At 71.9% G+C, this 1,996-nt stretch carries 2 protein-coding genes and 1 pseudogene; 1 reads left to right on the plus strand and 2 read right to left on the minus strand.

Going from position 1 to position 1,996, the window contains the following annotated elements; all coding sequences use genetic code 11:
• On the plus strand, positions 1-646 hold a 646-nt coding region (locus ACWDX9_RS62710), incomplete at its 5' end, for a sigma factor-like helix-turn-helix DNA-binding protein (protein ID WP_449973353.1).
• Here ACWDX9_RS62710 and ACWDX9_RS62715 read toward each other — a convergent pair.
• A pseudogene (locus ACWDX9_RS62715) lies at positions 600-1,661 on the minus strand (adenosylhomocysteinase); the annotation flags it as partial. The gene ACWDX9_RS62710 and the pseudogene ACWDX9_RS62715 sit on opposite strands and share 47 nt — an antisense overlap.
• Before the next feature lie 18 nt (positions 1,662-1,679).
• Positions 1,680-1,996: HAD family hydrolase (locus ACWDX9_RS62720; protein WP_449973354.1), on the minus strand; the 317-nt coding region annotated here is incomplete at its 5' end.

Below are 1,996 nucleotides of genomic sequence, written 5' to 3' on the forward strand. Positions count from 1 at the left end.
GCTGGCGATCAACGCCACGCAATCCGCCCGCGTCCGCCGCGAGACCTACCTCGGCCCCTGGCTGCCCGAACCCGTCGACACCGGCGCCGACCCCTACCTCGGCGCCGAACGCGCCGAAGCCCTGGAATTCGCCGTCCTGCTCCTCCTGGAACGGCTCTCCCCCACCGAACGCGCCGCCTACGTGCTACGCGAGGCCTTCGACTACCCCTACCGGCAGATCGCCGACATCCTCGAACTCAACGAACCCGCCATACGCCAGCTCGTCAGCCGAGCCCGCAAACGCGTCCTCATCGCCCGCCCCACCCCCGTCACCCAAGCCGAACAACGCCGCCTCCTCACCGCCTTCGTCGCCGCCGCCCGCTCCGGCGACATGACCGCACTCGAAGAGCTCTTCGCCGCGGACGTGATCGGCTACTCCGACGGCGCCGTACGGGCCTCCCGGCTCTGGAGCGGACTCGGCGTGGCCTGGGCGAGCACGAAGCGCCGGACCTGCGCACCGCTGAAACGCGTCATCTCGCCCGGTTGGCGAGGGCTACGTAGGCGTGCGCCACCTTGGCGTCGATCTCAGGGGGCACAGGGACGACGCACTGCCCGGCCGGCACGAGCCCGCGCGCGATGGCCTCCAGGCAGCGGGCCTGGAGGGTGAACCCGAGATCCATCGATTCCACCGAGTTGCCCAGCGGGCGCGGCCCGGACAGGTTCACCATGTGCCCGCCGGCGAGCACGTGAACGCGTCTGCCATCGCCGAGGATCAGGCTCGTGACGCCTTCGGTCGGCTCGACGGTGCCGACCACGTCGGGCTGCCCCAGCAGGTCGGCCAGGTCGATCTCCCACGGAACATGACCGGCGTTCGCCAGGATCGTACCGTCGGCCAGCAGGCGGAGATCGGCCCCGGTGAGGACGCGCGCGGCCCCGGTGACGGTCACGATGAGGTCGCAGGACGAGATCGCCTGCTCCCGCTCCGGCACCGCGAAACCGTCGAGCAGCGCGTTGAGCCGCCGCACCGGATCCGTGTCGAGCACGGAAACGCGGGCGCGCGCCCGGCCGAAGTTGCCGGCGACGCCGCGTCCGCAGGCTCCGTAGCCGATGACGGTGACCCGGAGCCCGTTCGTGGCCCGGTTGGTGATGCGCATGAACGACTCGAGCACGCTCTGGCCCACCGCGTGCTCGTTCTCGGCGAACTGCTTGATCGGGCTGTCGTTGATGACCAGGAGCGGCCGCGCGATCCGCTCGCGCAGTGGCAGCAGCCTCGCCCGCCCTGAGGTGGTCTCCTCGGTCCCGCCCACCAGCGACTCGTACGGCGCCTCCAGGAACCGGGCGAACAGCTCCCCGCCGTTGTCGAGGATGAGATCCGGCCGGCAGGCGAGCACGTCACGCAGGTGGGCGGCGTGAACCTCCGGGTCGCCGGTGCGCTCGCCGATCACGTTCACCCCTCGATCCCGCAGCACGGCCACCGTCTCCTGCTGGGTGGTCATCAGGTTGCCGGTGGCCACGATCGCCGCCCCGCCCCGCCGCAGCGCGAGGAGGAGGGTGGCGGTCTTGGGTTCCAGATGGATGGCCGCGCCGATCGTCAGGCCGGCGAACGGACGAGTACCGGCGAACTCCTCGGCGGTCTCGGCCAGCAGCCGGCAGCTCCCGAGCACCCATTCCAGCTGCGGCATCGGCGTCTCCAGAAGCGGTCAGCGCAGGATGGCGTGGATCAGCGAGGCCACGCCGTCGTCGTCGTTGCTGGGCAGCAGGATACGGGCGGCCGCCTTGACCTCGGGGTGGGCGTTGGCGACGGCCGCGGGCAGCCCGGCCTCGCGGAGCATGGGAAGGTCGTTGGGCATGTCCCCGACGGCGGCCGTGGCGGTGAGGGGGATGCGCCGGTGCGCGGCCGCCCAGCGCAGGGCCTCGCCCTTGTTCGCGTGCTCCGGCGAGATCTCGAGAAAGTGCGCGGTCGAGAAGGTGGCCCGCAGCCCGGCGACCGCCTCGCCGGCGAACGCGTCGGCGAGGC

The sequence above is a fragment of the Nonomuraea sp. NPDC003201 genome (assembly GCF_053590415.1).